At 45.3% G+C, this 24,075-nt stretch carries 20 protein-coding genes and 2 rRNA genes (1 of these 22 running past the window's edge); 15 read left to right on the forward strand and 7 right to left on the reverse strand.

Annotated elements, in window-relative coordinates; genetic code table 11:
* From ACKU40_RS00195 to ACKU40_RS00230, 8 genes are all read left to right on the forward strand, one after another.
* Positions 1-424: ribosomal RNA gene (locus tag ACKU40_RS00195) — 23S ribosomal RNA — on the forward strand (it extends 2,512 nt beyond the left edge of the window).
* Between the two features lie 83 nt (positions 425-507).
* Positions 508-622 (forward strand): 5S ribosomal RNA (gene rrf, locus ACKU40_RS00200).
* Between the two features lie 593 nt (positions 623-1,215).
* A complete protein-coding gene (locus ACKU40_RS00205) occupies positions 1,216-2,349 on the forward strand; it encodes a diguanylate cyclase (RefSeq protein WP_320174530.1) in 1,134 nt (377 codons plus the stop codon).
* A gap of 66 nt (positions 2,350-2,415) precedes the next feature.
* Positions 2,416-4,212, forward strand: coding sequence for a glycosyltransferase (locus ACKU40_RS00210; RefSeq protein ID WP_320174531.1), 1,797 nt, complete (start codon positions 2,416-2,418; stop codon positions 4,210-4,212).
* Between the two features lie 47 nt (positions 4,213-4,259).
* Positions 4,260-4,604, forward strand: a complete 345-nt coding sequence (locus ACKU40_RS00215; RefSeq protein WP_320174532.1) for an Hpt domain-containing protein — start codon at positions 4,260-4,262, stop codon at positions 4,602-4,604.
* Between the two features lie 175 nt (positions 4,605-4,779).
* Positions 4,780-6,804, forward strand: coding sequence for a methyl-accepting chemotaxis protein (locus ACKU40_RS00220; RefSeq protein ID WP_320174533.1), 2,025 nt, complete (start codon positions 4,780-4,782; stop codon positions 6,802-6,804).
* A 92-nt stretch (positions 6,805-6,896) separates the two neighbouring features.
* Complete coding sequence (locus ACKU40_RS00225) at positions 6,897-7,445, forward strand: chemotaxis protein CheW (RefSeq protein ID WP_320174534.1); 549 nt, start codon at positions 6,897-6,899, stop codon at positions 7,443-7,445.
* Between the two features lie 297 nt (positions 7,446-7,742).
* The gene (locus tag ACKU40_RS00230; RefSeq protein WP_320174535.1) at positions 7,743-9,728 is read left to right on the forward strand and encodes a response regulator; all 1,986 of its coding nucleotides are present in this window, start codon (positions 7,743-7,745) and stop codon (positions 9,726-9,728) included.
* On the opposite strand, the gene ACKU40_RS00235 is transcribed toward ACKU40_RS00230, so the two are convergent.
* The 3 genes from ACKU40_RS00235 to ACKU40_RS00245 all read right to left on the reverse strand — a co-directional run bounded on the left by ACKU40_RS00235 (position 9,725) and on the right by ACKU40_RS00245 (position 12,310).
* Entirely contained in the window at positions 9,725-10,336 is a 612-nt protein-coding gene (locus tag ACKU40_RS00235) for a MarC family protein (RefSeq protein ID WP_320174536.1), read from the reverse strand. The two genes, ACKU40_RS00230 and ACKU40_RS00235, sit on opposite strands and share 4 nt — an antisense overlap.
* Before the next feature lie 2 nt (positions 10,337-10,338).
* Positions 10,339-10,992: an L-fuculose-phosphate aldolase gene (locus ACKU40_RS00240; RefSeq protein ID WP_320174537.1), complete on the reverse strand. Its 654-nt coding sequence runs from the start codon at positions 10,990-10,992 to the stop codon at positions 10,339-10,341.
* Positions 10,993-11,074: 82 nt separating this feature from the next.
* Positions 11,075-12,310 (reverse strand): M48 family metallopeptidase, encoded by a 1,236-nt coding sequence (locus ACKU40_RS00245; protein ID WP_320174538.1) that lies wholly within the window; start codon positions 12,308-12,310, stop codon positions 11,075-11,077.
* 269 nt (positions 12,311-12,579) lie between these two features.
* Here ACKU40_RS00245 and ACKU40_RS00250 point away from each other — a divergent pair, with 269 nt between their 5' ends.
* The 5 genes from ACKU40_RS00250 (at position 12,580) to lipA (ending at position 17,289) form a co-directional block, all read left to right on the forward strand.
* Positions 12,580-13,572, forward strand: coding sequence for a hypothetical protein (locus tag ACKU40_RS00250; RefSeq protein WP_320174539.1), 993 nt, complete (start codon positions 12,580-12,582; stop codon positions 13,570-13,572).
* Between the two features lie 418 nt (positions 13,573-13,990).
* Positions 13,991-14,419 carry an OsmC family protein gene (locus ACKU40_RS00255; RefSeq protein ID WP_320174540.1) on the forward strand — a complete coding sequence of 143 codons (429 nt, stop codon included), beginning with the start codon at positions 13,991-13,993 and terminating at the stop codon, positions 14,417-14,419.
* Between the two features lie 24 nt (positions 14,420-14,443).
* Positions 14,444-15,868, forward strand: a complete 1,425-nt coding sequence (gene lpdA, locus ACKU40_RS00260; RefSeq protein ID WP_320174541.1) for a dihydrolipoyl dehydrogenase — start codon at positions 14,444-14,446, stop codon at positions 15,866-15,868.
* Positions 15,869-15,913: 45 nt separating this feature from the next.
* On the forward strand, positions 15,914-16,303 hold the full coding sequence (gcvH, locus tag ACKU40_RS00265; protein WP_320174542.1) for a glycine cleavage system protein GcvH: 390 nt from the start codon (positions 15,914-15,916) through the stop codon (positions 16,301-16,303).
* A 110-nt stretch (positions 16,304-16,413) separates the two neighbouring features.
* Complete coding sequence (gene lipA, locus ACKU40_RS00270) at positions 16,414-17,289, forward strand: lipoyl synthase (protein ID WP_320174543.1); 876 nt, start codon at positions 16,414-16,416, stop codon at positions 17,287-17,289.
* 102 nt (positions 17,290-17,391) lie between these two features.
* Here the strand turns inward: lipA and groL are convergent, their stop codons facing one another.
* The 3 genes from groL to ACKU40_RS00285 all read right to left on the reverse strand — a co-directional run bounded on the left by groL (position 17,392) and on the right by ACKU40_RS00285 (position 20,265).
* Positions 17,392-19,062, reverse strand: coding sequence for a chaperonin GroEL (gene groL / locus ACKU40_RS00275; RefSeq protein ID WP_320174544.1), 1,671 nt, complete (start codon positions 19,060-19,062; stop codon positions 17,392-17,394).
* Positions 19,063-19,147: 85 nt separating this feature from the next.
* Positions 19,148-19,435, reverse strand: a complete 288-nt coding sequence (gene groES, locus ACKU40_RS00280; protein WP_320174545.1) for a co-chaperone GroES — start codon at positions 19,433-19,435, stop codon at positions 19,148-19,150.
* 185 nt (positions 19,436-19,620) lie between these two features.
* Positions 19,621-20,265: a S24 family peptidase gene (locus ACKU40_RS00285; protein ID WP_320174546.1), complete on the reverse strand. Its 645-nt coding sequence runs from the start codon at positions 20,263-20,265 to the stop codon at positions 19,621-19,623.
* A 193-nt stretch (positions 20,266-20,458) separates the two neighbouring features.
* Here ACKU40_RS00285 and ACKU40_RS00290 point away from each other — a divergent pair, with 193 nt between their 5' ends.
* Entirely contained in the window at positions 20,459-20,776 is a 318-nt protein-coding gene (locus ACKU40_RS00290) for a helix-turn-helix domain-containing protein (RefSeq protein ID WP_320174547.1), read from the forward strand.
* Positions 20,777-20,866: 90 nt separating this feature from the next.
* Complete coding sequence (locus ACKU40_RS00295; RefSeq protein WP_320174548.1) at positions 20,867-23,224, forward strand: diguanylate cyclase; 2,358 nt, start codon at positions 20,867-20,869, stop codon at positions 23,222-23,224.
* 38 nt (positions 23,225-23,262) lie between these two features.
* Here the strand turns inward: ACKU40_RS00295 and ACKU40_RS00300 are convergent, their stop codons facing one another.
* A complete protein-coding gene (locus ACKU40_RS00300) occupies positions 23,263-23,721 on the reverse strand; it encodes a chemotaxis protein CheX (RefSeq protein ID WP_015852887.1) in 459 nt (152 codons plus the stop codon).
* Positions 23,722-24,075: the final 354 nt, after the last annotated feature.

The raw sequence follows: 24,075 nt of genomic DNA on the forward strand, positions 1-24,075 counted from the left end.
TCGACGATGCGGTTTGGCACCTCGATGTCGGCTCATCACATCCTGGGGCTGAAGCAGGTCCCAAGGGTTCGGCTGTTCGCCGATTAAAGTGGTACGCGAGCTGGGTTTAAAACGTCGTGAGACAGTTTGGTCCCTATCTACCGTGGGCGTAGGATAATTGAAGAGGGTCTGTCCCTAGTACGAGAGGACCGGGGTGGACGAACCTATGGTGTTCCTGTTGTCACGCCAGTGGCATTGCAGGGTAGCTAAGTTCGGAAGGGATAACCGCTGAAAGCATCTAAGCGGGAAGCCTGCCTCAAGATTAGTTATCCCTATGCTTTAGCATCTAAAGATTCCAGGTAGACCACCTGGTTGATAGGCTGGAGGTGTAAGTGCAGTGATGCATTCAGCTGACCAGTACTAATAAATCGTGCGACTTATTTTTCTTCTCTTCCCTTAACTTTAAATAGTTAAGGTTAATCTTCTCTATTTCAACCATATATTTTTGCTCAAAAGCAAGCTAAATTTGCTTGCGGCCATTGAGGAGAGGTCACACCCGACCCCATTCCGAACTCGGAAGTTAAGCTCTCCTTCGCCGATGATACTGCTAGGTAGCTAGTGGGAAAGTAGGTCGCCGCAAGCTTTTTTATTTCGAAGCCCCCTTGTTAACTCAAGGGGGCTTTACTTGTTTTGGGGGATGGTTGTTTTCGAGTGTTATCTTACTTGAGGGGGCGGGGGTGGTTTTGTGAGGGGGAGAAGAAGGAAAGGCATAATCCTATAGACGTTAGAATTTAGCTGCGCAGTATGTTCGGAATGTCTGGCTATCAGCTGAATATAATTAACGCTAATGTGTATAACTGTGAGTAATATAATATGTCTGGTCTTTTGTTTGCGCAGTGTTAATGTCGATATTGTCTTCCAATCTACTTTCAACTTGTTATTACCGTTAATTGACTGTTCTGATTCAGGGCATTAATAAATGTTCTAGAATGGAATTGCCCTTTTGTGTTAATATTAAGGTATTCCTCCATGGATTAGTTGGCTAGAGCACCTCAGCACAATTGGCTTTCAAAAAAAATATTGAGGCGAATATGTCCCAAGAGAGTAAATCATCCGGGGTTACCCGTCCTAGTAAAGTTTTAATTGTCGAAGACAGCATTACTTTTGCTGGTATTTTAAAAAGAAGCATACTTGCAAAATTGAACGTCGAGATAATGCTATTTAGCGACTATGCTAGTGCTGGAACACCTTGAACACAGCAGCGAAGAATTTTTTGTGGCCCTTCTTGATATTGTCCTACCTGATGCTCCAAATGGGGAGATTACCGATTTAGTTGTATCATATAATATTCCGTCGATTGTCTTTACGGGTGAAATAAGTGAGGAGCTGCGCTCCACAATGTGGACCAAGCGGATTGTTGATTATGTCCAGAAAGTAAATTTTGATGACATTCAGCATGTCGTGAGCCTTGTTGACAGACTAAGAAAGAATATTTCTAGAAAAGCAGTTATCGTGGATGACTTAAATGACACCCGCGCTCTTTTCCGTGATTTGTTGCTGGTTAATAATTTTCAGGTCCTTGAAGCTTCAAATGGAAATGAGGCGCTGGAGCTTGTGAATAATGGAGATGTTCATCTCATAATAACCGGAGATCAAATATCTGTAATGGATGGGCCTGCTACTATTAAAGAAATACGCAAAACTCATTCGAAAGCAGATCTTCCCATAATTGGCTTTTCCCGCGAGGGAGGGTCAGGATCATCGGCAGAATTTTTAAAGAGTGGAGCAAATGATTTTATCAGGCAGCCCTTTGAACCTGAGGAATTTTACTGCCGGGTGAACAACACTCTCGACAGTGCTGAGTACGTTAAGACAATTAAGCGAATTTCTGACAATGATGTACTGACAGATGTGTTTAGCCGTGGTGCTCTCTTTAAGTATGGTGAAAAGTTATTTGCTCAGCAGAAACGTTCTGAGGCCTCATTGGTTGCTGTAATGATTGATATTGATAACATTAAGGCTTGCAATGAAACTTATGGTCAGTTGGTTGGCGATGAAGTAATCAGGTTTGTAGCTGAAATTCTTCGTAACCGTTTCAGAAAGGGCGATGTCGTCAGTCGTTACGGCGGTGATTCTTTCTGCATTTTATGTGCAGATATGAAACTTGATTATGTTGAGTCCGTATTCAAGGATTTGGCAGCTAATATCGCAAAGGAGACATTCGATATTGGCGAGTATAAAATCAAGGTTACAGTTTCAATTGGTGTTAATACCAGTAGTTCTGAATCATTAGAAGAAATGATCTCCGGTGCGGAGAGATTACTGCAAGCGGCCAAGATGAAAGGCGCGGGCAGTATTGCTTGCACTTAGAGCAACTAAGCCGCAGCTTCCATCTGGAAGCTGCGGCTTGTTTCATGTGAAGCTGTAGTTGGAAAGATGGAAAATTTTACTTGTGACTACGTTTATATTGCTGTACTGATTTTGAAACTCAACTTCTGTTTAGGCTGTCTTAGCCACAGTAGAAAGACTCAAGCCGGTTTTATCTTTTCAAGATGCATATGCTTAGCGTATATCTTCCACATGCAAAAACTTTTTTTAATTAATTGCACTCCTTCGCTCGTAAAAGCTTTCGTTGAAATGGGTTTTGAAGTTGATCAGGTTTATGTACAGGAAGGAACTCTTGATCTTCCTGCCATGCTTAACGCCCGTCAATTTGACCCGGACTTAATTTTACAACAGGAATCATTAGGAAGGCGGTTATTTTTAAACGGTCTTCATAAGTTAAATTGCGTTAAAATATTTTGGTCAATTGATACTCATATGAATTTTTTCTGGCATAGATACTATGCTGACCTTTTTGATTGCCTGTTGACTACGCAGAAAAAATATATCCCAGAGCTCCGCAAGCTGTGTGAGACCAGGGTGGAATGGTTGCCTTGGCTGGGCAATCTCTCAGGGGTTGGAATTGCTGGAGGGGGAATTATTCCGCATAGTAGGCGGGAACATGATTTAAGCTTTGTAGGTCGGGTTTCTTCTCATAGACGGTCCCGTCTTTGGTTTGTTGATTTTTTAAAGTCCCATTACAATTTAAATTTTGAAGATAACTTGAATTATCAGCAAATGATGGAGCTATACAGGAATACCAGAATTGCTCCTAATGAAGCTCTTTTCGGTGAAGTTAATTTTCGTTTATTTGAGGCTGCGTCATGCGGGTGTGCTGTTGTCACTCCTGACGTCGGCGGCGGGCTAGGGGAATTGTTTGAAATTGGAAAAGAAATTGCGGTCTATAATGATGTCCTTGAATTGAAGGACATCATTGATCGTTTTGAGAAGGATCCATCTCTTAGCGGCTCATTTGGCATGGCTGCCTACGCCCGTGTTTTAAAAGATCATCGACCTGACTCTCGAGCTGCTGTTGTCCGCGACATTGCTCAAAAGACAACTGTCCGAAGTATTCCTGAAGAGCGTGCTGAACTCTTGTTGTGTATGAGTGAATTCTTGTTGAGTGAATCAGGTGGTTACAAAGTTGATTGGGATCATTTGCTGAAAAGATTTCTTGGCCTTGGCCGAAGTGAAATGCGCGACGTTGCATTACTGAGAATTTTTGCCAGATCAGGAATGAGTGATTTGTTCATGGGCATTGCCCGTCCTTATCTTGATAAAAGCCTTAGTTCTGTCGATTGTTATTTCAATATGAGTGCTTCTCTCGGTGCTCTAAAGCTGGGACTGTGGGAAGTTGCAAAGCATTTTTGGTATTCCGTGCATGCTTCATCCCGACCAGACACGGTGGTAAGGCCGGAAAATGAGGTTCACATTTTGAAGCTTTGGGGTGATGTTTCATTTAAAAAAGGGTTGCGCATACGTTCCGGTGTCGCTTTCAATGAAGTTAAAGACATTCCATCATGTGCTTCTGATTGTTTTTTTGCAGCTCTTCACAAGGACCCATCAGACAAAGAGATCTACAGAAGACTGGATTCGATTTTTAATGGAGTTAAAGGAGGAGAACCCACCAGGCTTGGATTCCTCTCACATCTCTCACTTCACTATCCTGAAGATTGGCGAATCAGTGCTGAAGTCGCTGTCACCAGTTTAAAGGTTTTCAGGCTTCAGGAGGGGCTTCGGGAGTTGGAAAATGCAAAAGAACTTGCTTACATGGCCGGTCAGACCCGTTTTTTTAAGCGCAAAATTGAGCTGGAAATTCCCCAGTTTTATAAATTGGTTAATTGGTCTTGAACATGCTAGAAGCAAGTCGGGAATTATTACTATAGCGGAGGGCGTCCATGTCTGAAGTCGTTTTTAATGAGCAGGCTTTCTATCGTCACCTAGGTGGTGACCGTGAACTCGCGAGTGAAATATTAAAAGTATATATGGTGGATGCTCCTGCAAGAACCGAATCCTTAGCTGAAGCTGTTAAAAATGGTGATCAGGCGCTTGCTGTAAAATATTCACATGCATTGAAAGGAATTTCCGCAACTATCAGAGCTACTGCTATTGCTTTGCTTGCCGAGAAAATTGAGATGTTTTCACGTAAAGGCGATTTGGACAGAGCAAAAAGTTTAATGCCTAAAGTATACTTGGAGCTTGATGCAGTCCTTGCAGCTGTTCAGGAACATCTATCTAAGTAGTGCTTGTGGTTAATGTTGTTTCGTGAATATAATGCAAATTGTAACTTATATGCCAATTTTGTGCTGTAAACAGAATATACTGAGGGGCATGCGATAGTTAAATTGCAATAGCGGTTACGTTATTTTTAAAATCGCAGTTAAAAGATGGTTGGATCTGGAAAAGAGGAGACATCAGATGTTTAAGAATTTGAGACTCGGGTGGAAAATTGGCGGGGGATTTGTTGTAGTTCTTTTGCTGACAGTAGTCGTGGGTATTGTTGGTTGGTATGGATTGTCTAAAGTTGCAGACGAATCCAAGCGAACTGATGTCGTCAGTAAGGCCGTCGCTGATATGTATAACTCAAGATTGATGGTTCTTTATTATACCCTGCGGGGAACTGTTGAATATGAAGAGAAATTTAACAATTCTATTGGTGAAATAGAAAAGAACATTTCCGCCAATACAAATATTTTTTTAGGTAAAGGACTTAAGGATGTTACTGGCGTTGCCGGTAAGGCTAAAAAGTATAGTGAGATTTTTGAGCGCTATGCTCAGTATCAGCATGAAAAAGATGAGGCCATAAGTAATTGTGTGGCGGCCGTTGGTAACCTCGATACCGCGGTATCCAGAATTGAGGCGCGCGCAAGCAAGGCTATGAAACAGGGTATGAGCGGAGCCGTTGCCGGTCTGGATATGGCCAGTTTGTTTGATGCTTATTCAACCATCTCTGATTTGGAGAAAAAGTTTATAACCAGCCGTTTTTCTTTTTCCAACTATCTTCGCACTGGTAAGGATGAATATGCAAAGCAGACCCGTTCCTTGTTGAATTCAGTGATTAACCAGTGCGATAATTTTCGCGGGAACAGCTGGGTTGCCTCCAATTCTGATCTGGATGTAAGTGGCCTTGAAAGGGCCGCCCGTGAATACCTCGACGGGTTTAATTTCATAGTCAAGAAAGTTGATCTTCAAGGAACAGAGTTGAAGGCTATGGCAGAGGTTGGAGCAGAGGCTCTAAGCCTTAGTCAGATGTTGATGGATGAGCAGCAGGTGTCTGCACACGAAGTGATTACTTCATCATTCTCTATGATTTTGGGCGGACTGGCACTGGCACTGGTTGTCGGGGCATTAATTTCGATTACTGTGACCCGCATAATTACCGGCCCTATTCGCGAAGGAGTATCTTTTGCTGAACATATGGCTCAAGGTGATTTTACCAGAACTCTGGATATTAATCAGCGTGACGAGATAGGTATTCTGGCCGCTGCCTTAAACGATATGGTGGTTAAGCTGTCAGCGGTTGTTGGTGAAGTCGGCATTTCTTCGGAAAATGTTGCTTCCGGCAGTGAGGAACTTTCAGCTACAGCAGAGAGTTTGTCTCAGGCTTCAACAGAGCAGGCAGCCAGCGTTGAAGAAGTTTCTGCTTCAATGGAAGAAATGACTGCCAATATCAGGCAGAATGCAGAGAATGCTCATAAAACTGAGCAGATAGCATTGCAATCATCTCAGCAGGCAGAAGAGGGTGGAGAAGCTGTTACCAAAGCTGTTGATGCCATGAAAAATATTGCTGAGAAGATCTCCATTATTGAGGAGATTGCCCGTCAGACCAACCTCCTTGCATTGAATGCCGCAATTGAGGCTGCTCGTGCCGGAGAACACGGCAAGGGGTTTGCCGTTGTTGCTGCAGAAGTTCGTAAGCTTGCTGAGCGAAGCGGAGCTGCTGCTGGAGAGATCGGTGAACTTTCTTCAAGCACTGTAAGTGTGGCTGAAAAGGCCGGCCAAATGTTGACCCAGCTTGTCCCTGATATCAAGAAAACCGCAGAGCTTGTGCAGGAGATTGCAGCTGGAAGCAGTGAACAGCTCTCCGGGGCGGAGCAGATCAACAAGGCAGTGCAGCAACTTGATCAAGTGACTCAGCAGAATGCTTCGGCTTCTGAAGAAATGGCTTCGACATCGGAAGAATTGTCCAGTCAGGCCGAACAGTTGCAGCAGGTTATGAGTTTCTTCAGGGTCAGAAACCAACCTAGAACCAGAGCGCAGGCTTTGCCTCCGGCAAGGACTGTGATGCGCTCTAATCCCGCCCATAAAGCTTCGGCTCCTGAGGCCCGGGTCAGGGAAGTTTCTACCTCAAAAATACAGCACCAGCCCGAAACAGAAAAAATCAGTGGTGTGTCTCTGGACATGGGAAGTGAATTTTCCGACAATGATTTTGAAAAATTCTGATAAGCACTGGTTGTTTTTGCTCGCTTGATATATAGTTGTAGCAATTTGGTAGTTTTTTATACAGGGATGATCAAATTGAGGTAGGTGGAATAATGAACGCTGAGATAAATAGTACGACCAATCAGTATCTGACGTTTACCTTGAACAAGGACATTTATGCGTTGGATATAGCCAGTGTACGGGAAGTTTTGGAACTTACGCCTATAACCAGAATTCCCAGAACACCCAAGTTTATGCGGGGAGTGATCAACTTGAGGGGGCACGCCGTCCCTGTTGTTGATATGCGCCTTAAATTCGGTATGAGCCGGACTGAGGATACCATTAATACATGTATTATCATTGTAGAGGTTTCTTTTGACGGTGAAAGTACGGTGATGGGTGCGCTGGCTGATTCGGTTCGGGAAGTAATCGAGCTTACCGAAAATATGATTGAAGAACCGCCCAGAATGGGGACCACAATCAAGACTGAGTTCATTCGGGGGATGGGCAAGCAGGATGATGAATTTGTTATCATTCTGGATATTAACAAAATACTGTCTGTCGAAGAGCTGGCCATGCTCAAGAATGTACAGCAGGATTCTTCCTCGCCTGAAATTGCATCGGAGATTAATTCCGATCAAGGAATGACGTTGAGTTTGTAATCTTTGTGAGTGGTGGTTTGATCTACCCGAAAATAATAAAATACGCTAAAGCCCGCTTCTGTTACTGGAAGCGGGCTTTGTTCTGTTTTCTCAATAATAATGCAAGGTGTGTCTGAGCCTTGATATCTTCTGCTTATCAGGCAGAAGACTATTTTCTAAAAAAGATTTGAATCACATTATTGAGACATTAGTTGTGATGTTTTAAAAATATGAGTAAACCTATGCTTCATCTTGTTATTGCGGCCTGTTGGTTTAGGCTATTTTTTTAATGAAGAATGAGGCAGATCTCGAATGGTTATGTCTAAGAATATAAGATTTGTTTTACTATGTGGTTGTGCATCTGTATTGCTTTTTAGCACGGGACTTTTTTTATCCGGTTTAAACTGGGTGATGAAGTTAAGTCTCTTTGCCAGTTGGCTGGTAGTGATGGCTACAGCTGTATACAAGTTAAAAAAATACTATGTTGAAGAACAACTTAAACAGATTCAACAAACAGCCGCTATATTGAGACACAGCGGAATCTGCTTTTATACTGCTGATGAGCAAGGTGATCTAGTGTTCTGTGATGATTCCTGCCGTGACCTTGCGCGAGATATTTTCGGGAGGGCAGGAGGTGCTGAACTTTCAAGGATTTTGCAACATTTTCATTCAGAGAAAGGTTTGGAAAGTATCAGCGGGGAGATTTTTTCCGGTAACGGAGCTTATCGATTTGAGATGGACCTGACTGCTGCGGATGGAAAGCTGGTCCGGCTATGCCACGTTTTGCAGCATACCTATTGCCCTGAGGGCAATATCAGCGGATTTGCCGGTACTGTTCGTAATATTTCCGAGCAGGAAAGATATCGGGATGAGTCGGCAAGATTGCAGCGTTATCTGAAGGCTGCTTTAGATTGTGCTCCTGGAACAATGTTCCTCCATGATCTTGAGGGTACTTTTATTACGGTTGGTCAAAAATTTGCTGAGTTTGCCGGAATTGCTCCCGAGATGTGTATCGGAACAAGCATTTATGATTATCTTGCTCCACAGATTGCGGATCAATTGTTAGCAAGAGTCCAAGATATTGCAGCCGGTGGAAGTGAGTTTGCCATCCAGATTCCGGCTATTAATTCGCGGGGAGAGAGATTGCATCTTGATATTCGACATTTTCTTATCCGCAATGACAATGGCGAACCGGAAGCCATAGTTGGATGCGCCCGTAGGATTGATAATAGAAATATGGATATTAAAACTGTAAAGGGCGAAGGTGACGAAATCTTGATGCAGGCTATTTGTCATGAGATGCGAACTCCATTGGCCGGAATTATCGGTAGTCTACACGTCCTTGATCAGATGAATCTTGCTCCTGAAGCAAAGGAATATGTCCATAAATGTGTGGTTTCTGCTGAAAGGTTCAAGGATGTGGTCAATAATTCGCTGAGTGACCTTTCGGGAAAACATGATCCGCGAAAGTTTGAATCGTTGGATCCTGCGGCCATCCTCGAAAAGTCCGTGGATCTTTTTTTGCCGGCAGCATCCATTCAGAATAGAAAAATTAATCTTTCAATCGGGTTGGACTTGCCTGATGCCATCATCTGCAACCGTAAGGTTCTTGGCCAGATGTTGTTTTGCCTAATAAATAGTGGGCTGGATATTTTTCCTGATTCAGATATTACCGCCGGCATAAAGTTAGTACCTTCAGTAGATAATTATTCGGTTCTCACGTTTTATGTCTCCGGTGACGGATGTGTTCCGGTCTTAAGTGGTGGATCTTATTCCGATTGCCTTGAGCAAAATGCAAAAGTTCTTGATGGTGAATTGTATTTTGAGGATGGGAGCACTGCTGAGTTGGGATTCAGGATAAAAGTTCCTGCGGGAAAGAAAGCTGCTGAGCAGGAATTAGTTCCAATACAGAGTCTGAGAATTATTCTAGCGGAAGACGATATAAGTAGTCAGGTTTTCATGCGCAAAAAGCTTGAGAGCTGGGGGCATTCAGTTCGGACTGCCAGTACAGGAGTTGAAGTTTTAAATCATATTGAGAATGAAGAGTTCGATCTGATTCTTATGGATTTGCAAATGCCTGAAATGAACGGGTTTGATGCGATTTCTTTTATCAGAAATGGGAAGCCCCAAGTTCGTGAACTTTCCATTATTGTAATGAGCGCTTATGGGCGGGAAAGCGATTTTAAGAAGATGTCGGATTTAGGCGTGAATGACTATATTGCAAAGCCTGTAAGCACAGAAGAGCTGGAAAAAGCCTTGGCACGTCTTCTAGAGCTGGGAAGTTTTAGCTCCCGTCGAACTTAGCGCGAAAGAACATTGGTGATGTAGTAGGCAATCCCGTCTTCCAGCATCTGTACGGATAAAAGGATAAGAATCAAACCCATAAGTCTTTCACAGGCCTTGAGTCCTCTTTTACCCAGTATCCGGGCCATGGTAGGTCCTGTCATCATAATGATAAAGCTCATAGCCCAGGCAATCAGCACACCGGAAAGTACATTCACCCCGGCATCGCCTTTTGAGCCGTAAACCATAACTGCTGCCAGCAGGGACGGCCCGGCGAAGAGCGGAACCGCAATCGGCACAATGAACGGGTCTTTTTCAGAGTCATCGGCAGCGTTTTCCGGTTTCGGGAAAATCATCTTCATGGAAATGATGAACAGGATTACTCCACCGGCTATACGTAATGTGGACTGGTGGATGTTGAGCATTTTCATGAGTCCCGCGCCCAGATACATGAACAAGATAGTGATTCCCAGCGCAAATATAAGTTCCCTAAGCAAAATCCTGCGTTGTCTTGAGGGGGAGTACTCCCGGAGCATGGACAGGCATACCGGAAGGTTTCCCAGCGGATCCATGATCAGGAAAAGGGGAAATGCTATCTCGACAATTGTGCTGAGCTGACTTGTTTCCATGATTAGTCCTTGCCTCCGGCCTGTCCGTAGGTCGAAAATTTATCGATAACCTTGTCCATTTCGTCGTCAGGGACAATAACAGGTTTACCTACTGAAAGGGCCTGAATGTAAATTCTGGCAACCAGTTCCAGTTCCTCTGCAGCATCGAAGGCGTTGCCGAGGGTTCTTCCAACAGTGATCAGGCCGTGATTGGCGAGCAGTACTGCATTGTAGTTACCGATGGTACTGATCACGTTTTCTGCCAATTCAGGAGTACCGAAAGTTGCGTAGGGGGCGAGAGGAACTTTTTTGCCCGCAAAACCGACCAGATAGTGCACTGCCGGAAGCTCCATATTCAGGCAGGCTACGGTGGTGGCATAAACTGAATGGGTGTGAACCACCGCATTAACATCCGGCCTGTTTTTGTACAGGATGGTATGGAAACCGTACTCACTGGAAGGCTTGCGTTCTGAATCTTTAATATTTCCTTCCAGATCGATAACCACAATATCTTCGGGAGTGGAAAGACGGTAATCCAGACCGCTGGGGCTGATAGCTACCAAGCCCAGTTCGCGGTTATAAACACTCAGGTTGCCGCCGGTTCCGGTTGTCAGGCCGGATTCAAGCATTTTTTTCCCATATTCAACAACAAGTTCTCTTTCATTCTGCAACAACATATCTAATGTCCCTTACAAAGAGGCGAAGCCTTATTAAAAAAGTTTAAGGCCCCCGGCAGGGTCGCCGAAGGCAAAATGCTAGTTAATTAAATGCGCGAAGCGCCTCAATCCTCTTTAACACCGGAGGATGACTATACTCCAGCCAGACGTAAAAGGGATGCGGTGTGAGGTTAGAGAGGTTGCTTACCGATAGCTTTTTAAGTGCTTCGATGAGAGCTTTCGGGGTGTGGGTGGTTTCCGCAGCAAAAGCATCTGCTTCAAATTCGTGCTTTCGGGAGCGGATATTGCTGAAGATGGAAAGCACGATTGATACGGGTGTGTATAGCAGGGCAAAGAATATCAGGCCGGCATGTACGGAAATATTCTGCATGCCGAACGCAGCAAAGAGTTCCCTGTTACCGAGGAAAAAAGACATGAGCAGGAAGATTACTCCGGTATTGATGATGCTCATGGTCATCATTTTGCGGACATGTCCGAGCTTGCTGTGCCCTATTTCATGGGCCAGCACGGCTACGATTTCATCGGCGGAAAGATTGTTGATCAGGGTATCGAAAAGGGCGATACGCTTCTTTTTGCCGAATCCGGTAAAGAATGCATTGGCTTTGGTGGAACGCTTGGAACCGTCAATCATGAAAATGCCGGAAAGTTCAAATCCGTTTTCAGCTGCGAATTGTTCGATTTTTTCTTTCAGTTCGCTATCTTCAAGCGGGGTGAATTTGTTGAACAGGGGCAGAATCCATGTGGGGGCAATGTACTGCACACCAAGGGTGACCAGCACGGTAAAAAGCCAACACCAGAGCCATGCAAGCGATCCGGCAGCATTGAAGAAAAGGAGAACGCCACCGAGAATTGCTCCGCCGATGATACCGCCAATCAAATAGCCTTTAAGTTTATCCATGAAAAAAGTTTTGAGGGTTGTTTTGTTGAACCCGAATTTTTCTTCAATGACAAAAGTGCTGTAGAGGGAAAATGGCAGGGATACAAGGTCGCTGAGTATCGCTAATCCGGCATAGAAAATCAGCCCGGTGACAATCTCCCCGTAGCCGAAACCATTGGCCCAAAGGTCTACTGTGTTGAATCCGCCTAGGACAATGAACAGGATAGTGATCAGCGTACTGATTGAACTTGAGATGTTTTCGAAGCCGATTCCTGCTTTGGTGTAATCTTGAGATTTACGGTAGTCGTCTGCATCAAAAGTGGTATTGAATTCAGCAGGAAGCTCGGGGGAGAGAGCCTTGCGGTTGAGCTGGCGGGCAAATATGCCCAGCAGGCAGGCACCGGCGAGGGAAAATATGATAATGAATAGGTAGATGTTCATTTAAATATGGTGGTTTTGGATTGTTTAAATTGAATGACGCTGGGGGCGCGGGGCATTAACATGTTACGGCGTATAACTACCTCTTGGTCTTAACCTCGTCAATGCAGGCATCTATGGATTAATTTATTGCCATATTCAAAAAGAGCTCTGAACTTGACAATAAATGGTATAGAGTCAACAATTATATATTAAAATAAAGAAATTAGTTTCTAGGTTTGTCGGATATGTGCTTTTTATGCTGATGATGGTTCGAGAGGGAGTTTTACTGAATGAGTTCGCCAAAGAGCATTAAAGAAAATATTGCCCGCGCAAAGTCTTACGGACAGCGTAAGGATTACATGCGTTGTTTACATGCGCTGAGCCTTTCCCTTGATGAGCTTGCATCAAGTCAGGTTTTCGGGCGTGAGAAATTTGAAATAGGTATTCTCATTGATGAAGTTTTCCGACAGCTTTTAGCCATGGAAGAGCTTAAACGAGTACTTCCCCGTGGTTTGAAATATGTCAAAGGGCAGGAGAAAAAACTTGCTGCCATGTTGATGAAGATTCATAACACCATCAAAAATGCACTTGAAAAGGCTGCCGTTGAGAAGGTCCGTAAACAGAAAAATCAGATCGATAAATTTGTACTGGCCGGACAGAAGTTCTTAATGGAGAAGAACGTCAAGGAAGCCAAAAAATATTTCCGCAAAATTACCGATGCTTTTCCAGAAGAAAGGGGGTTGCTGCAGGATGTTGGCAGCAGGCTTGTTAAATCAGGTTTTGCGGCTGACGGCGTAGAGTATCTTGAGCGGGCGATTGAAAAGACTCCATCGGATAGCAGGCCTTATATTTCGCTTCTCTTGGCTTATGAAATGATGACTGAGCAGGACAAGGCTCTTGAAGTCATTAAGGATATTGTTCGCCGGTTTGGAGCCAATGAGAGCATTTTTATCCGTCAGGCTAAACTGTTTTTAGGAAAGCGCATGTATACGGAAGCCTATGATGCGGCTGCCGCAGCTCTCAAGGTCAACCCCCTTAACCGTGAGGCTAAGAAGATCTCGGATAAGTTGGGTCCCAAGATTTTCGGGCGTGGATACACTCCGGGAGCTACCGTCAGTGATATGAAGGCTAAATCTTCGGGCGGTGGTGCCAAAAGTAACAAAGAGAGTGTGTCTTTTAACCTCGACGGCAGTTCCTCTGCTGGTAAAAAAGAAAAAGCTGCAAAGAAAAAAGCTCCCGCTAAAAAGCCAGCAGCTTCCAAAGCAATCAAGCTTGATTTTTAAGGCTAATTTATTTTATTCCCAGTTTTTTACTAGGCCGCTTACGCGGCCTTTTTTATTTGCAAATTTTTACTAAAAGAGTTTGAGCGACAAATGTGTCGTTGCTTCTGAAAAATATACTTTGACAGTATAGTTTCCGGTTTTACAGGGATATAAGGAAACTTGCCGGGTTTATACGTTGTCGCACGACATAGTTGTCGTTTTTATGAAGTTGTTGAATTTAAGGCAATGCATAGATTGTTTGCTGAATCAATACGACATCCATGTCGTAAATTTTTGTGATTTTAATAGCAATTTGTGTCGTTAAAGCTGCTGCTGTGTGGTTATATCTATGAAAATATTAGATTAATTGGGGTTGGCATGAATGGAGCTTAGGGGGCGAGAAATAAGTTTGTCTGAAAAATCACAAAGGAGAATATAGATGGCTCAACTTACTGTTTCATACGATCGCGCAGGCGATAAACAGGTTATTGATACAAATTCCAAGGTTCTCGGCGAAATCGCTATTGATTACTCAGAGATTCCGGCTGATCAGCGTGGCGGAACTGCCAAGCAGCTTCTTGCAGCTTCTACACTGCACTGTTTTTGCGGTTCTCTTGCCAAAGCATTGGAGACCCGTGGTGCGGAGTACGAACGCATTACCGGAACCGCTACTCTTGAAACCGGTGTCGATGATAAGAAGCGTGCCCGTGTAACCGGCATCACCCTTGATGTGACCGTACACATGGATGAAGATTACGGATTTATATTTGATCGTGTTGAAAAGATCATGCGTAAGGGCTGCCTGATTACTGCCTCCCTTCATGAAGCTTTTCCCATGACCTACAATCTTCATCTCGAAGAACTGTAAGATTTTTCAAAACAGGAGCTAAGCATGCCATCCATCATCATAATAGGATCAGGTCCGGGCGGCCATATCGCTGCTTTTGAAGCTGCACGCAGAGGAGCTGAGGTTACTCTGGTTGAAAAAGCTGATATCGGCGGAACCTGCCTGAATACCGGTTGTATTCCTACCAAGACCATTAAATCTTCCGCTGAAGCCCTTGAGACTGCAGGAAATCTTAACGCATTCGGTATCGCTGTTGAGAGTGGAGCTGAGGGTGTAGAATTCAAGGCTGACATGGAAGCTGTCGTGGCCCGTAAGGAAAGGGTACGCAAGGTTCTTTGCGGCGGTCTTGAAAAGACTTGTTCCTCTATGAATATCCGTGTTGTGCGTGGTTCAGCAGAGCTGGCAGCAGACCGTACTGTCCTTGTACATACAGCAGAAGGTACCGAGGAAATCAAAAGTGATAAGGTGATTATCGCTACCGGTTCAAGTATTCTGGACCTGCCTTCCCTGCCTGTGGATCATAAGCACATCATCAATAGCGATGATGCCCTTAATCTGGACCATGTGCCTGCGAAAATGGTTATCGTCGGCGGCGGGGTTATCGGTTGCGAACTGGCCTTCATTTACCGTGCTTTCGGTTCTGATGTGACTGTTGTGGAAGGCATGGATCGCCTTCTGCCCGTTCCTTCTGTTGATATGGATATGAGTAAGCTTCTGCAGCGCGAAGCCAAGAAGCACCGTATTAAGGTGCAGCTGGCTAAGACAGTGAAAAGTGCTGAAGTTGTTGATGGCAAAGTTCAGTGCATACTCGGACCTTCTCCCTTTGTTGAAGGCGCAAAAGGTGATGATACCACCATTGAAGCCGACGTGGTTCTGGTTGCTGTTGGTCGTACTCCCAATACTGAAGGTCTTAAGCTGGCGGAAGCCGGGGTTGAGACAGATGGACGCGGTTGGATTAAAGCTGACCTGAATATGCGGACTTCCGTTGAAGGTATTTATGCTATCGGTGATATTCTTGGTCCTTCCCGGATTATGCTGGCTCATGTTGCATCACATGAGGGCCTTTGCGCGGTGGACAACTGTTTAGGTAAAGAACGTGCTCTCGATTATTCTGTAATTCCTTCCGGAATTTTTACCTCCCCTGAGATCGGCACTGTCGGCCTTTCCGAGGAAGAAGCAATTTCCAAGGGTATTGAAGTCCGTTCACAGGTATTTCAGTTCCGTGAACTGGGTAAGGCGCAGGCCATGGGTGAACTTGCAGGTATGTTCAAGATCATTTGTGAAAAAGAGAGCGGAAAGATTCTTGGAGCTCATATTGCCGGAGCCCATGCTACCGACCTCATTGCCGAAGCCGCTCTGGCCATTAAGAAAGGGTTTACTGCTGCTGATGTCGCCCATACCATCCATGCCCACCCGACCCTTGCTGAAGGTTTTTATGAGTGTTGTGAAGCTTGGCTTCGCGGTTGCTAATCCCGGTATTAACTTTTCAGAACAATAAACTTTTTGGAGATAATCATGAGTGAACTTACTTTTCCCGCAGAAGTCCTTTATCATCCCGAGCATACTTGGGTTCTCATCAATGATGACAACACAGCTGTTGTCGGTATCACTGACTTTGCTCAGGATCAGCTCGGCGAAGTAGCTTTTGTTGATCTGCCTTCCGCCGGTGATCATTTCGACGCCGGTGAAGAGTTCGGTACCGTTGAATCCATTAAGGCTGTGAGCAGCCTGTACATGCCCATTTCCGGCACTGTTGAAGAGATTAACGAAGGTCTTGAGGATGCTCCTGAAGATGTAAACACTTCTCCGTACAAAGACGGCTGGATGCTGCGTATCACACTTGATGCTGACGCAGATAAGAGCCAGTTGCTGAATCACGAAGATTACGCAGAAAAAATTAAGTAAGCCACCTGTCCCGGCCCCCATACCCGGGACATCCACTCCTTAGACGGAGCTTATACCTAAGAGCGGTCTGCTATTTTGCAGGCCGCTCTATAAATATCAGGAGGCAAGCCATGTGTTCTAAAGATCCTTCCAAGCCGTATCTGCGCATTCCGCCGTGGCTTCGGGTCAAGATTCCCTGCAACAAAACTTACAGTGCCACACGGGAGCTGGTTAAGGATCTTAGCCTGAACACTGTCTGCCAGAGTGCCAAGTGTCCGAATATGTTTGAATGTTTTTCTGAACATACGGCTACATTCCTGATTATGGGTGACACCTGTACCCGCAACTGCGCATTCTGCAATATTGAGAGCGGTGATATCCTGCCACTAGACCCCACGGAACCGTCACGGGTAGCTGAAGCAGCCATACGACTTGGGCTCAAGCACGTGGTAATTACCTTCGTTACCCGTGATGATCTCAATGACGGCGGGGCCGCTCATTTTGCCGCTACAATTCGTGCGGTTAGGGAACAGTTGCCGAAGTCTTCCATTGAAGTGCTTATCCCCGATTTTCAGGGCGATGAGGATGCATTGAATTTGGTCATTGAAGCCCGTCCGGATATCATCAACCACAATGTGGAAACTCCTCCTATTCATTACAGTGATATCCGCCCGCAGGCCGATTACAAGCAGAGTCTTGAGCTTATTAAGCGAGTCAAGTCGGCAGGAGCCATAGCCAAGTCCGGGTTAATGGTCGGATTGGGTGAAAATGATGAGGAAGTGCAAGGGGTAATAGATGACCTTGCGAACATCGGTTGTGACATTGTTACTATCGGGCAGTATATGCGACCTTCACTTAAGCATCCCGAAGTGCTGCGCTATGTCCATCCTGATGTTTTTGAAGAATATGCCTGCTACGGCATAGCGAAAGGTGTGCCGCATATGTACAGCGCGCCCCTTGTGCGTTCCTCCTACAATGCAGCCCTGTTTGCGGGGTTGAAAAGATAGTTCTCATTACCTCCTAAATAGAGAGCACCAAAAAATCCCCGGTAACCGTTGTGGTTGCCGGGGATTTTTAATTGGCTTTGTGATCCGGATGGAAAGGCTGGCTTAGTACATGCCGCCCATGCCACCCATGCCGCCCATGCCACCCATACCGCCCATGCCGCCCATGCCGCCAGGCATGCCGGGCATTTCAGCTGCTTTCTGGGGCTTTTCAGCGATAGCGCATTCGGTGGTCAGCAGGAGGCCTGCAACGGAAGCTGCGTTCTGGATAGCGATACGGGTAACCTTTTTGGGGTCGATAACACCGGCCTTGATCAGGTCTTCGTATTCGCCGATAGCAGCGTTGAAGCCGTTACCGTCTTTTGCTTCTTTTACTTTCTCAACAACGATGGAACCTTCGAGTCCTGCGTTGCCAGCGATCTGGCGGAGGGGCTCTTCGATGGCGCGACGGATGATGTCGATACCTGCGGATTCGTCATCGTCGGAGGAGGTTACGTTTTCCAGAGCAGGGATGCAGCGGATGAGTGCAGTACCACCGCCGGGAACGATACCTTCTTCAACAGCAGCGCGGGTAGCGTTGAGTGCATCTTCCACGCGTGCTTTCTTTTCTTTCATTTCAGTTTCAGTTGCAGCACCAACGTTGATAACTGCTACACCGCCAACGATCTTGGCGAGGCGTTCCTGAAGTTTCTCACGGTCGTAGTCGGAAGTGGAAAGTTCGATTTCGTTGCGGATCTGGCCGATACGGGCTTTGATCAGTTCGCCTTCGCCTGCACCGTCTACGATGGTGGTGTTTTCCTTGTCGATTACAACGCGTTTTGCGGAACCGAGGTGTTCGAGGGAAACAGCTTCGAGGTTGAGGCCGATGTCGTCGGAAACAACTGCGCCACCGGTGAGTGCTGCGATGTCTGCGAGCATTGCCTTGCGGCGGTCACCGAAACCGGGAGCCTTAACAGCAACAACGTTGAGGGTGCCGCGCAGTTTGTTAACTACGAGGGTAGCCAGAGCTTCACCTTCGATGTCTTCAGCGATGATAACCAGGGGTTTGCCCATCTTAGCAACCTGCTCGAGAACGGGCAGGAGTTCTTTCATGCTGGTTACTTTCTTTTCGCTGATCAGGATCAGGGGCTCATCCATTTCGCAGATCATTTTTTCTGCGTTGGATACGAAATAGGGGGAGAGGTAACCGCGGTCGAACTGCATACCTTCAACAACATCAAGAGTTGTGTCGAGGCCTTTTGCTTCTTCAACGGTGATAACGCCTTCTTTACCGACCTTGTTCATGGCTTCGGCAATGATGTTACCAATGGTTACATCGTTGTTTGCGGAGATGGTACCAACCTGAGCGATTTCTTTCTGGTCGCGGGTGGGTTTGGCAAGGGTTTCGAGGTGATCGATAATTGCTTCAACAGCTTTGTCGATACCGCGTTTGATAGCCATGGGGTTACGGCCTGCTGCAACGAGTTTAACACCTTCGGTGAAAACAGCCTGAGCAAGGATGGTAGCGGTGGTGGTACCGTCACCTGCGATGTCGGAGGTTTTGGAAGCAACTTCCTTAACCATCTGTGCGCCCATGTTTTCGAACTTGTCTTCCAGTTCGATTTCCTTGGCTACGGAAACACCGTCTTTGGTGATGACCGGGGAACCGAAGGATTTGTCCATAACAACGTTACGGCCTTTGGGTCCGAGGGTTACTTTTACAGCGTTGGCGAGTTTGTCTACGCCGATTTTCAGTTTTTCACGAGCTTTGGCGTCGAAGAGAATCTGTTTAGCCATTTGGTGTTATCTCCTTATGATAAAGAAATGTATACAATTATGCAGCCTTAGGGTTGTTCGTAGTGCGATTGCTGGAGCAGTCTGACTATTCGACAACAGCAAGGATGTCGTCTTCACGCATGATCAGGTAGTCTACACCTTCGATGCTGATTTCAGTCCCTGCGTATTTAGCGAAAAGAACAGCGTCGCCTTCTTTTACGCCCAGAGTAACTCTGGAGCCATTGTCATCAAGCTTGCCGGGGCCTGCTGCGATGATTTCACCTTTGAGGGGCTTTTCTTTTGCGGAGTCGGGGATAATGATTCCGCCAACGGTTTTTTCTTCCACTTCAAGGCGTCTGACCAGTACACGGTCTGCTAACGGCTTAAGTTTCATCAGTTTTCCTCCAATATTTCGATACTATTTTTTACTTTCAGGCTCTAGGCCTGTGGGCCGCTGCGGTCTTTAATAAGTAAGTAGGAAAAAGAATCCTGCCGCAGGGATTGAATGAAAGTAAGTCATTATTAAAAACTGTCAACAGCGTGATTGCTTTTTTTTTGAAAATCATGAAATTGTGACTTTTAAAGCAGATCTTTGGCTACAAAAACGACCCTGCCTATGGGGGCCCAGTTGTGAGCCGGATTATTGCTTTCAAGGACTATCGGTCCGGGGGAAATGTCTTGATTTTCAGAAAGAAGCAGGATCTTTCCCGGTTCCCGTGCAACTCTTCGTACAAGAATTTCTTCATCAATACGGACAGCATAGATGCGGCCCTCAAAAAAATCTTTCTGTGATTCGTCGACTAGTACGTAGTTGCCGTCTTCAATGCGCGGGGCCATGGCATCTCCGGTGACTGTTAGCAGTTTCATAGAATCAGCGTTCCCTTTTTCTGCCATCCAGCCGGTGTTGAATGCCAGCATGCTTTGTGCATTGTTATCAATATTCAGCTTTTCGCCGTCCCGGTCTGCGCGGGCAAGGGCTGTTTGGGGAGTGCGGAAATTATCTCCGCTTGCGGTCTTGTCTTCCGGAAAAACAATACGGGCACCGACTTCATCAAGAACTCTCGCCAGTACTTGAATGTGCTTTCCCCGCTCTTGTTTTATGTATCTAATTATCTGGTTTGGAGCCACTCCGCATGCCTTGGCCATTTGTGTCGGATTGGCGTACTTGCGATTCTGGCCAATCATGTTCCGCAGTCCTTCGACTAAATCATTGTAGAAACCCATATGTCCTCCTTGGTACTAATTAGTATACTTAATTTAAGTAATTGTCCCTAATAAGTTTCTATTTTTTATCATAATTTACCAATTGGTATTATAAATTTATAAAATGGCTTGCAAATAGATTTTTTTGGTAATAGAAACTGTCCCTCATTGGTTCTTTTATCGTAAATATCAAAACGTAGAGAGGAGTATGCTGATGGAGGGGGAGAATCTTTCAGGTGCTGTATTGTTTCCTGACTTGGAAGGAAGGCGTGCAATGTCAGTGGAAGGCCTGATCAATGTGCTGGGCAGGGAAGCTGCCGAGAGGTTGATGTATTGTTGGGGTGGAACGAGGGTATCAGTTCCGGATTTGGATGAGCTGCAAAGACTTAAATTGCGGGAGCGCATTCTCAAGGCTTATGATCGGGGTGCTACCACTGCGCAAGTGGCTGAGAGATTTGGTGTTTCAGTGCGCACTGCTCAAAGGATTCGTAGTTTTGCCAATTACGTTGAACGTGATTCCGAAATAATGTAATATTTTGTCGAGGTAATGCATTTTTATTGAGAAATACCTGCTCGGCTTATGTTATTCTCGCAGTGAACTTTCGTCCGGATACCTATTTTTATGAAAACAAAAAAAACAAGCAGTGTTCTCTTATATTTTATCAAGCGATTTTCTTTAGTCGCTGTGCTCATTTTTGCGGTTTCAGCGTGGGCCTTGCTTACTCAACGGACCCAATATCTTAAGATAGTTGAGAATCACGAGGTTGATCTGGTCAAAAGTAATATTTCTGCTTTTAATTCATGGCTGGAATCCGACATAGAATATACCGCTATTCTCGCTGGCTTGGTAGAGGAGCATCTTGACGCTCCGGGTGAACCATCTGTTAAACGTGAACGTATTGCGGAATTGTTTTCCGTATTCGGATCCAAGTGTAAGGGGTGCGTTCAGCTTCGCTATCTTTCGTCACAAGGGATGGAGTTGGTCAGGGTTAACTTCGATGCCGGAAGGCCGCTTAGGGTTGCGGGAAACTATCTTCAGGACAAAAGCGGACGCCCATATATAATGAATGCAGCAAAGCTCAAAGATGAAGTTTATATATCCAGTTTTGACTTGAATATGGAATTCGGGAAAGTCGTTGTTCCCTATACCCCTGTAATCAGGATAGTAAAAAAAGTTTATGCGGATGGTATGGCACCTGGGTTTCTCGTTATCAATTTTTCCGGCGATAAGCTTTTCAAGATTTTTAATGAAGCTGGAGTTGAATCGTTTGGTGATTTGTTCCTTGTTAATGATAGTGGGGGGTGGATTGTCGGTCCGGACGAAACATATAGCTGGAAATTTCTTTTCAAACCGAAGGAAGGCCTTCTTGAACAGGAATTTCCTGAAATCTGGAATAATATAAATAACAAGAATGATGGCCAATTTATTGGTCCGGACGGTTTATATACCTTTGATTCTTTAAGCAGCAATTCTTTTCATTATATCTTGCGTCAAGATGTCGTGTTTTGTGAGGGCTGGAAAGTTATTTCTCGGGTTCCCAATGATTCCTTAGTGGTTCCGCGTCGTAATATAATGCTTATCTTGTTGGCTTTTCTCGTATTTATGCTTGGTTACCTGTTCTGGAGGCAAGCTTCTGTGACCGTTGCCAGCGAAGATATGCGTCTGGCGCTGGAGGATAGTGAGAAGAGATTCATGGACGTGGCTGATGCTGCCGGAGAATTTATCTGGGAGACCGGTCCGGACGGGAGTTTTGTATTTGTTACCGGTAGGGCTGAGGATGTCCTTGGGTATAGTGCTGAGGAGCTTATCGGGCGTTCTCCATTTGATTTTGTGGATGAGGAATTTTCATGGGATGTGCGCAAGGAATTTTTGGATGCTGCCCAGTTCGGTCACACTTTTAATGGGCTGGTCTTTAGATTCGTCAACCGCGATGGTCGTAAGATCTGGCTCGAATTTAACGGAGTTCCGGTCTTTGACGCTGAAGGGGTTGTGACCGGATTTCGCGGTGCCACTTCCGATATCAGCACACAGAAAAAAGCCTTGCAGGACTTGCAGGACCGTGAAGATATGCTCCAGAGCATAAGTGATTCTGTTCAGGATGCTTTAGTCCTTATGGATGAGAAAGGTTTGGTGCATTTTTGGAATCCGGCCGCAGAGAAAATTTTCGGTTACAGGGCAGATGAAATGCTCGGTGAAAGTCTGCAATGCTGTTTTCATGCAGAGGACAATCTGTCACCGGAAACTTCAGGAAATGGCGAAAATTATATTGAAGGCCTGCTTTCAAGTTACGGTTCATTTACCGTGAACGTCCGCCGCAAAGGAGGGGATGTTTTTCCGGCTGAAGTACTTCTGTCTCCTTTACGCAAGGATGATCAGTGGTGGGTGGTAGGAACCTTCAGGGATGTCACCGAGCGTAAGGAAGCAGAGGATAAGTTGCGTAAGCTAGCAACGACCGACTCCCTGACCGGACTCAGCAATCGCCGCTTTTTTATGGAAAGTGCAGAGGATGCCTTGGAGCGGACACGCAGGTACGGGCGTGAACTGTCATTATTGATGATGGATATTGATTATTTCAAGACGGTAAATGATATGTACGGCCATGATGCCGGTGACGATGTCTTGAAAGGTCTTTCAAAAACAGGTCTTAAAATTTTACGTAATATCGACGTCTTCGGAAGGATCGGCGGCGAGGAATTTTCCATTCTTCTTCCTGATACAGGACTTGATGGTGCCATGCAGGTTGCTGAAAGGCTGCGGGCAGAAATAGAATCCACTAAAATGAATACCCGTTCCGGAGGATTAAAGATTACTGTAAGCATCGGCGTGGCAACATACAGCGAACATACCAAGACATTGGAGCAGTTGCTCAAGGCGGCGGATATTGGTTTGTATGCGGCTAAGGAGGCTGGACGTAATCAGGTCAAGGTGCAGTTAACCTTGGAAGGTTCATCAGAAGAAGAGGGTGTTCAGAGTAGCTAAAGAAGAAGCCCGGAAGTTTTTTCTTCCGGGCCTGTTTTTTAATCGAAGCCGAATTCAATTGTAAATTTGCCGTGGTCTGTGGTGAATGGAATCGCCATTACCGGACCGGCTGTAACATGGGCAATGGTGTGGTTGTCCCCCATAATGACTGTTGGGGTGGAGCCTTGAAGCTTGTATCCCATTTCAGTCAATCCTGCCCTGGCCTGACCGGAAACCATGTTAGTTATTTCTCCGACAGCATCTTTTACATCCTGAATGATGTCCTGAATGTCATCTCCGAGCATGTTTTTTACGATCTGAGCGGCACAGGCTTTTTCAAAAGTAATTGAGATGCTTCCGTTTACTGACCCTGTAAAGCCGACTATGCCCGTTACATCCCCGTTGGCGACATTACCTTTTTTCACAAACGGTTTACCCGCTGTAGGCGTAATCATGGCCATCATTGTCAGGATGTCCGAGGTGGCCTTGATAAAAGGTTTTGCCAATTCTACATTCATTATAGCGACTCCTTAAAAAAAGTTGGCATATATGTTTGCGTGGTAATCCGGAAGAAATTCTCCCCTGTTGTTCCGGGCTTACCTTTATTTCATGTTTTAGGTCATGAATTATTCCAATGCAGTTGCGCTTTCAGCACCTTAACAGAAAAATAGATCATGAACAATTTTTTTAAGAGTGCTTTCAATGTTTTGACATTATTTTTTGGGTTGTTTCAGTCGGCGTATGGAGAAATCGCAGTTAAAGGTAAAAACAGGCTTGCCGGGCCTTATATGATGTTTGACCACAGGCATAAATTCTCGTATTTAGATAAGATTCTTAGTTAATGATGCTTGCCTGCTGATTTATTGTCCGGG

Source organism: Maridesulfovibrio sp. (genome assembly GCF_963666665.1).
Classification (GTDB): Bacteria; Desulfobacterota; Desulfovibrionia; order Desulfovibrionales; family Desulfovibrionaceae; genus Maridesulfovibrio.

Bases quoted from the DNA above. Each gene is read 5' to 3' on its own strand.
- ACKU40_RS00210 (WP_320174531.1), top strand. From the start codon at position 2,416: ATGGAAAATTTTACTTGTGACTACGTTTATATTGCTGTACTGATTTTG.
- ACKU40_RS00215 (WP_320174532.1), top strand. From the start codon at position 4,260: ATGTCTGAAGTCGTTTTTAATGAGCAGGCTTTCTATCGTCACCTAGGT.
- ACKU40_RS00220 (WP_320174533.1), top strand. From the start codon at position 4,780: ATGTTTAAGAATTTGAGACTCGGGTGGAAAATTGGCGGGGGATTTGTT.
- ACKU40_RS00225 (WP_320174534.1), top strand. From the start codon at position 6,897: ATGAACGCTGAGATAAATAGTACGACCAATCAGTATCTGACGTTTACC.
- ACKU40_RS00230 (WP_320174535.1), top strand. From the start codon at position 7,743: ATGTCTAAGAATATAAGATTTGTTTTACTATGTGGTTGTGCATCTGTA.
- ACKU40_RS00235 (WP_320174536.1), bottom strand. From the start codon at position 10,336: ATGGAAACAAGTCAGCTCAGCACAATTGTCGAGATAGCATTTCCCCTT.
- ACKU40_RS00240 (WP_320174537.1), bottom strand. From the start codon at position 10,992: ATGTTGTTGCAGAATGAAAGAGAACTTGTTGTTGAATATGGGAAAAAA.
- ACKU40_RS00245 (WP_320174538.1), bottom strand. From the start codon at position 12,310: ATGAACATCTACCTATTCATTATCATATTTTCCCTCGCCGGTGCCTGC.
- ACKU40_RS00250 (WP_320174539.1), top strand. From the start codon at position 12,580: ATGAGTTCGCCAAAGAGCATTAAAGAAAATATTGCCCGCGCAAAGTCT.
- ACKU40_RS00255 (WP_320174540.1), top strand. From the start codon at position 13,991: ATGGCTCAACTTACTGTTTCATACGATCGCGCAGGCGATAAACAGGTT.
- lpdA (WP_320174541.1), top strand. From the start codon at position 14,444: ATGCCATCCATCATCATAATAGGATCAGGTCCGGGCGGCCATATCGCT.
- gcvH (WP_320174542.1), top strand. From the start codon at position 15,914: ATGAGTGAACTTACTTTTCCCGCAGAAGTCCTTTATCATCCCGAGCAT.
- lipA (WP_320174543.1), top strand. From the start codon at position 16,414: ATGTGTTCTAAAGATCCTTCCAAGCCGTATCTGCGCATTCCGCCGTGG.
- groL (WP_320174544.1), bottom strand. From the start codon at position 19,062: ATGGCTAAACAGATTCTCTTCGACGCCAAAGCTCGTGAAAAACTGAAA.
- groES (WP_320174545.1), bottom strand. From the start codon at position 19,435: ATGAAACTTAAGCCGTTAGCAGACCGTGTACTGGTCAGACGCCTTGAA.
- ACKU40_RS00285 (WP_320174546.1), bottom strand. From the start codon at position 20,265: ATGGGTTTCTACAATGATTTAGTCGAAGGACTGCGGAACATGATTGGC.
- ACKU40_RS00290 (WP_320174547.1), top strand. From the start codon at position 20,459: ATGGAGGGGGAGAATCTTTCAGGTGCTGTATTGTTTCCTGACTTGGAA.
- ACKU40_RS00295 (WP_320174548.1), top strand. From the start codon at position 20,867: ATGAAAACAAAAAAAACAAGCAGTGTTCTCTTATATTTTATCAAGCGA.
- ACKU40_RS00300 (WP_015852887.1), bottom strand. From the start codon at position 23,721: ATGAATGTAGAATTGGCAAAACCTTTTATCAAGGCCACCTCGGACATC.